This is a genomic window from Xenorhabdus bovienii (assembly GCF_024721015.1).
Taxonomy (GTDB): Bacteria; Pseudomonadota; Gammaproteobacteria; order Enterobacterales; family Enterobacteriaceae; genus Xenorhabdus; species Xenorhabdus bovienii.
In genome coordinates this window covers 22,845-29,629 of sequence record NZ_JANAIF010000048.1, presented here as the reverse complement: position 1 = coordinate 29,629, position 6,785 = coordinate 22,845, and the positions used below count along the sequence as shown (strand labels likewise).

Sequence of the window (6,785 nt, the reverse complement as noted above, 5' to 3'; positions counted from 1 at the left end):
TTTACGGAAAAAACGCCGGGCTGCCGTTGCATCGCGGCGAGCGGTCAGCAGGAAGTCAATCGTCTGACCGTCGGTATTGACCGCCCGGTAAAGGTATTTCCACTGGCCTTTGACTTTAATGTCCGTTTCATCCATTCGCCATCGGGAGCCAACGGGCTTTTTGCGAGGTCGGAAAGCCTTGCCGAGCAGGGGCACCAAACGGAACACCCAGCGATGTATCGTGGCAGGGTCGACCCCAATGCCGCGCTCTGCCATCATCTCTTCGAGATGGCGCAGACTCAAGGCATAAGCGAGGTACCCACGAACACATTGAGGAATGATATCGACAGGATAATGCAGACGTTTGAACGCTTTTCGGATCAGGGACATCACTCTGGACTCGCTCAAAAACAGGGAAGCTTACCTGATGACCAGAACCATGTTTATTAATCCTAATCTACTCAGAAGACAACTGACACTGTGTATTGATATATCTGTGCAAGCACAAGATCATTTATTCAAAGTGGCAATTTCTTCTCCGATTTGAAATAGAGAAAATCAGTCATCTGTTACATACGGGATAATCATTCCATTTATGTAACTAACTTATTTTTATTGCATATGTCGTAGGGTCAGAGATTGGGGGAATTATAAATACAGAAAATCCCGCTTCAGCTTTCAAGTGCTTCCCACCTTTCCATCATGCCATTTTTGAATACTATACAGTAATAATTATTAACATTATTTGTATGTATTCGACCGATTGCCGCTCTTTCAAGATATCTTTCGATAGAAGCGGAATTATTCCCATTAGCTAAATAATATTGATAAACTTCCTCATGCCTGAAATTAATATAAACTGAGCCTACATATCCCTTAACTTCAGTATCTCGTATTATTGATGATATTTTTGCTGCGGTAGAGGCGATATCATAATTCGCCGAACCACAGGCAAGTATGTGGATTTTATGCAGTGAATAAACGGTTGTGCATGATTGAATACATTCAGCCACTGTATCAGGAGACCAGATATGTCCATCTATAAGAAGACCATCCGCTCCGCCATGACAAGCAACAGTGAATTCGTTTATTGTATATCCATCATAAAAGGTTGATGTGATGTACATATGTGCGTCTGGATATATGCTTATAAGCTGGACTTTACTCGTAAAAGCCATATGAGCCCCCAAAAAAATATACCTACACTGTAGTGATATTGGTCAGTTAGCTTACCTACTATGTGAATTTTAGGTTCTGTCGCATTAACAGAGAAAGTTTGTACGGAGGTGGGAATGATGACTATTTATGCAGTCAATCGATAAAATATCTCTGCCGGTGACAATGTCTTATCTTCGGGTTGTAAGTATTGCCCTTTACGCCGCATCGAAACGAGCTCTATCCCCGCTAAAATCGTTTGGGCTCGGCGAAACGATTTAAAACCTAACATTGGCCGTATCCGACGTTTGATATTCCGATGATCCTGTTCAATCAGATTATTAAGATACTTATTTTGCCGGATAATGATGTCGTTATCCTTTGTTTTTTCCTTGGTTAACTCGTCCACTGCGGCTTTATTGGCACCACTTTTATCCATCGTCACCCCGTCGGGTTGTCCATGCTGGCGTATTGCTTTCTTAAAGAAACGCAAGGCGGCCTCCTTATCCCGATGGGCGGTCAACAAAAAATCAACCGTATTGCCGTCTGAATCCACAGCCCGGTAAAGATAACGCCATTGCCCTTTGATTTTCATCCATACGCCAGCGACGAGCCACGGGACGTTTATGTCGACGAAAGGCTTTACCCAGTAATGGTGTGAGCCTGATAATCCAACGGTATAAGGTAGAATGGTCAACACGTATCCCTCGCTCGGTCATCATCTCTTCGAGATTGCGTAGGCTTAGGGCATAGGCCAGATACCAACGGACACACTGGGCAATGATATCAACGGGATAATGCAACCGTTTGAAGGCTTTTCGTATCAACGACATTGACGACACCTTTATCAACAAATAAGTGAGATATTACCTAACCTGAGCTTCGCTTAAGGGAAGGGAACTAAAGTGCCTGAGGCACGATCAACGTTTTTGCTAAAGAAAACAAAATAGTGGAGACCCTCAGGCATGTATAATTTAGAAGAACTTTACTGCTGCGTCGATGACTTTTGCCAAAAATTTATCCCTCTCTGGCATCAACAACTCATTGAAAATGGATTACGTAAACGGCACCGTGAGGCATCCCTTTCTCTCAGTGAAGTCATGATGATCCTCATTTTATTTCATATGAGTCATTATCGTGATTTTAAAACATTTTATATTGAACATGTAAAACAATATTTTACAGCCGATTTTCCCGGATTAGTCAGCTATACTCGTATCCTCACCCTGAAGAAAAGGGCGCTTATTCCTTTATGCGCTTTTCTTTCATCACGTAAGGCGCAAACTCAAGGGATTGCTTTTATTGATTCTACCAAAATTGCTGTTTGTCACAATCTTCGTATTCCCCGTCATCGCGTATTTGAAGGGATGGCACAACGAGGTAAAACGAGTACAGGCTGGTTTTATGGCTTTAAACTTCATTTGGTTATCAATGATTGCGGTGAATTGTTAGCCGTGAAACTCACCACAGGAAACCAGGATGATCGTCAGCCAGTCAGAGCGCTGACAAAAGGACTAACAGGATGTTTGTATGGTGATAAGGGGTATTTATCCCAGGCTTTATGCGATGAGTTAGAAGCGGAAGGCATCACGTTAATCACCAATGTCCGGAGTAACATGAAAACCAAAGCATTATCTCTCTGGGATAGGTTGATGTTAAGACGGAGATTTTTGATAGAAACGGTCGTCGACCAGCTCAAAAATATTTCTCAGATAGAGCATTCAAGGCATCGCAGTCAGCTCGGTTTTTTGTTGGAAGTTGCTGCCGGTCTTATTGCTTATACATTCCAACCTAAAAAACCGAGCTTGAATCTACGGGATAATGAAATCGCTATCTTTAAACGAAGCTGAGGTTAATAAATATTCTCTTAATCACAAGTTCATTCCATGAACTGGAACTGAAACTCACCTTGTCCGAGAGAGACTTGTAATTGATGATATTGCTGACCATTCGCGTTAGCAGAGAGCAAGAGCTGGCTGATCTGCGGCAGCAAGGAGTTGGTCAGGATAGCATCTACCATACGGCCACCTGATTCGATTTCTGTACATCGGCCAACGATATATTTAATCATGGGTTCATCAAATGTGGCTACAATGTCATGGTTTTCCAGTAAACGTTTTTTGATCCTTGCCAATTGCAGGTGAACAATACTTGTCATCACATTATCACTCAATGGATAGTAAGGAATGACAATCAAACGTCCGAGTAAGGCAGCAGGGAATACGTGCAGTAAGGGTTTTCGCAATGCGGTACTCAGTTTTTCTGGATCTGGAAGAGAAGCCTGTTGTAAACACAGCGAACTCACCAAATCAGCCCCAATATTGGATGTCAGGATAATAATGGTATTGCGAAAATCAATGTGGCGGCCTTCACCATCTTCCATCCAACCCTTGTCAAAGACTTGAAAAAAAATCTCATGGACATCAGAGTGGGCTTTTTCAATTTCATCCAGTAAGACCACACTGTAGGGACGCCGGCGCACGGCTTCGGTCAATACTCCCCCTTCACCATAACCCACATACCCTGGTGGTGCCCCTTTTAAAGTGGATACCGTATGGGCTTCCTGAAATTCACTCATATTAATGGTGATCAGATTCTGTTCGCCACCATATAGCGTTTCCGCTAATGCCAGCGCGGTTTCGGTCTTACCGACACCGGAAGGGCCACATAACATAAACACCCCCACCGGTTTATTGGGATCATCCAATTTTGCCCGTGAAGTTCGTACCCGTTTTGCGATCAACTCCAAAGCATGGTACTGCCCGATAACTCGTTGGTTGAGTGTATCCGCCAAATGCAATACCGCATTAATTTCGTCTTTTACCATGCGGCTAAGAGGAACCCCCGTCCAGTCTGAGACAACGGCGGAAACAACATTGCTGTCTACCGAAGCAAAGATAAGGGGGATCTCTCCTTGCAACATTTTTAATTGTTGTTGCAATGCTATCAGTTCTGCATGCAGGGCATTGGGATCATTATGCTGTTGTTGATGAAAGGGGGGTTCATAAAGTTGAGTTTGCAGATGAATAATTCTATTAATCAAGGAGAGTTCTTGCTGCCAGTGGTTTTCCAATTGAATACGTTGTTCTTCCAATAGGGATAGCGCATTGAGGATGGTATTTGACCGTTGCTGATCGCCTATCCCCATTTTTGCTTCTCGTTCAACAATTTCTAGCTCAATCTTCAAGGCATCGATTTTATGTCGGCAATTTTCCAACTGTGGTGGTTCAGCGTGTTGGCTAATGGCAACTCTGGCGCATGCCGTATCTAATAGAGCTGCAGCCTTATCGGGTAGCTGACGAGCGGGAATATAGCGATGGGAAAGCCGTATGGCAGCTTCAACGGCCTCATCCAGTAGGAGAACACGGTGATGTTTTTCCAGCGTCCTGACCAAACTGCGTAGCATCAAAAGTGCCTTGGCTTCATCGGGTTCATGAATTTGGACGACCTGAAAACGCCGGGTGAGGGCCGGATCTTTTTCAATATATTTCTTGTATTCAGACCAGGTGGTTGCTCCAAGCGTTCGTAACTGACCACGTGCCAGTACGGGCTTAAGTAAATTGGCAGCATCCCCCGTTCCCTGTTGCCCGCCTGCACCAATTAATGTATGGATTTCATCAATGAATAAAATGATCGGAAGGGGGCTGGATTGCACTTCGTCAATCACTCTGCGCAAGCGGGATTCGAATTCGCCCTTGATACCCGCCCCGGCTTGTAACATCCCAATATCCAATAGCCAAAGTTGCACATTTTGCAGTGGTGGAGGCACCTCATTTGCGGCGATCCGCAATGCCAGCCCTTCAATGATGGCGGTTTTTCCGACCCCAGCTTCACCGGTCAGTAAGGGGTTATTTTGGCGGCGGCGCATCAAGATATCGACAATCTGGCGTATTTCTTCATCGCGTCCTGATACGGGATCAATATCACCATGGCGAGCCAGATCAGTGAGATTTTGCCCATATTGCCGCAGGGCACTGTCAGAGGATTGTGGTTTTGTCGGTTGGGAATGATGAGAGGGTGATTCATTCTCCGGTTCTTCACTGCTGTTGCCGCAGATGGCGTTGAAATTATCTATTAACGTATCTGCATTGACTTGTTCAAACTGTCGGGAAATGGCTTTCAGGGTATTGTACAGATTGAAAGTCTTTAACATACCAATCAGCCAGTGCGCGGTGCGGATCTTGTCAACACCAAATTTTAATGATCCATATACCCAGGCACGCTCTACGGCACTATCAATATGTTCGGAAAGATCAGAAATCGCACTAGCTCCACGTGGCAGGCGATCCAGTGCTGTAATAATATCTTTTGCCAGCTTGGCTTCATCTAATGCAAAGTAACGGATAACCGATTGTAAATCACAGTCTTGTTGCTGCATAAGCTGGTGCAGCCAATGGACTAACTCGACATAAGGATTACTGCGTAGTTTGCAGAAAGTTGTCGCATTTTCCAGTGAGGTGAAGAGTACACGATTGAGTTTACCAAAGAGTACAGAACGGCTGATTTCTGGCATAAATATACCCGCAGCAATATTGGCGTTGAGGGAGGAATAGGTTTTAATGTGTCTTGCAGGATTTAGGGTTGTAGATTAAGTCATCATAATGGCTTGATTTGTTAACCTTACCCAGCCAGCTATTGAGTCCCAATTTCCCCGTTTTTGACAGGCGCATTTCGGTGATGTCTGATTTATCAAGTATCAGCCTAATATCCCAGCCATACTCGATACCTAAGTATTGATAAACCCACTCACGCACTTGTTGAGATTTCGTCTGTTCAGGCAGAAACATGTCGTACTCTGCCTGAGTTAATGGCCCTAGTTCAATACGGAATTTATGCTGAATATCATGTATTGCAATGCCCAAAATGGCGGACTTACCTAAACAGGGCACATGACGCCCTGCTGCCAGTCGAGCCTGATCTTGCGTTTCAATCTGCAACCATTGTGGGATATTTTGGATAATTTTTACGGGAACCTTGAAATAAAAAAGCATTATTTTTTTCAACCCTTCCGCATTATGCCTCTGGCGGGAAAGATGGCCGGACAACGCGTAACGGGCATGATTGTTAATAGAGTTACGGATAATGTTATCGTGATTGACCGGGTTGGAATTCTGCTGGGCTGACAATCCCATCCCTATCAGGCAAGCCAGATAATGACAAAACTTCTGGTTGTCAGGTCTATCTAATGATGAGGTAGGTTGTGCATTGGCCCAGGCTCGATAGAACAGGAGTATCAGCCGATGGTGAAATAGATTGGTAAAGGCACCCAAAGTGGGATCTTGATAATTATATTCCCGTGAATAGGTATATTCAGTCAGGTGCAGAGGCAATGGGCCATTGGGACCAAATAATCCGAAGCTGTAAATAAGCACTTCGTAGAGTTTTGAATTTTTTAGCTGATGGACTGTGGAAATTGTGGAAGGTGCGAATGCCATTGACGCTTTTTGCCCCAAGCGCAAAAGTTCATAGCGTGGTAATGGGGCTGTCCCTAATCGGTAATACCCTCCCGCTTGGGCATCAATGCGACGTAGGGTCTGGAACAGATCAAATTGCCAGGGGGCTTGGGTGAGTTGTTGCCAAAAATACTCTGGCAAACGGCATACACGATGAATGGCCGTAATATCTGTTTTCATATTCAATCCCCATCTTCT

Annotated in this window: 5 protein-coding genes and 1 pseudogene; 1 reads left to right on the top strand and 5 read right to left on the bottom strand. The window is 44.4% G+C overall.

Translation table 11 applies throughout. The features are described from left to right. The 3 genes and pseudogenes from NXS07_RS13095 to NXS07_RS13085 form a co-directional block, all read right to left on the bottom strand. Positions 1-369, bottom strand: a 369-nt coding sequence (locus NXS07_RS13095; RefSeq protein WP_258086889.1) for an IS6 family transposase, incomplete at its 3' end; no start/stop codon positions are given. A gap of 281 nt (positions 370-650) precedes the next feature. Beyond that, positions 651-1,157: a hypothetical protein gene (locus tag NXS07_RS13090; protein WP_038218213.1), complete on the bottom strand. Its 507-nt coding sequence runs from the start codon at positions 1,155-1,157 to the stop codon at positions 651-653. 125 nt (positions 1,158-1,282) lie between these two features. Beyond that, positions 1,283-1,967: pseudogene (locus tag NXS07_RS13085) on the bottom strand (IS6 family transposase). Positions 1,968-2,099: 132 nt separating this feature from the next. On the opposite strand from NXS07_RS13085, the gene NXS07_RS13080 reads away from it, so the two are divergent. Continuing rightward, the gene (locus NXS07_RS13080) at positions 2,100-2,984 is read left to right on the top strand and encodes an IS982 family transposase (protein ID WP_038213857.1); all 885 of its coding nucleotides are present in this window, start codon (positions 2,100-2,102) and stop codon (positions 2,982-2,984) included. Between the two features lie 29 nt (positions 2,985-3,013). Here the strand turns inward: NXS07_RS13080 and tssH are convergent, their stop codons facing one another. Next, positions 3,014-5,647, bottom strand: coding sequence for a type VI secretion system ATPase TssH (tssH, locus tag NXS07_RS13075; protein WP_038192047.1), 2,634 nt, complete (start codon positions 5,645-5,647; stop codon positions 3,014-3,016). Between the two features lie 43 nt (positions 5,648-5,690). Continuing rightward, on the bottom strand, positions 5,691-6,767 hold the full coding sequence (gene tssG / locus NXS07_RS13070; protein WP_196244181.1) for a type VI secretion system baseplate subunit TssG: 1,077 nt from the start codon (positions 6,765-6,767) through the stop codon (positions 5,691-5,693). Between the last annotated feature and the right edge of the window lie 18 nt (positions 6,768-6,785).

What these genes read in the sequence shown, in the direction of transcription:
- NXS07_RS13090 (WP_038218213.1), bottom strand. Translation starts at nt 1,157, where the DNA reads ATGGCTTTTACGAGTAAAGTCCAGCTTATAAGCATATATCCAGACGCA.
- NXS07_RS13080 (WP_038213857.1), top strand. Translation starts at nt 2,100, where the DNA reads ATGTATAATTTAGAAGAACTTTACTGCTGCGTCGATGACTTTTGCCAA.
- tssH (WP_038192047.1), bottom strand. Translation starts at nt 5,647, where the DNA reads ATGCCAGAAATCAGCCGTTCTGTACTCTTTGGTAAACTCAATCGTGTA.
- tssG (WP_196244181.1), bottom strand. Translation starts at nt 6,767, where the DNA reads ATGAAAACAGATATTACGGCCATTCATCGTGTATGCCGTTTGCCAGAG.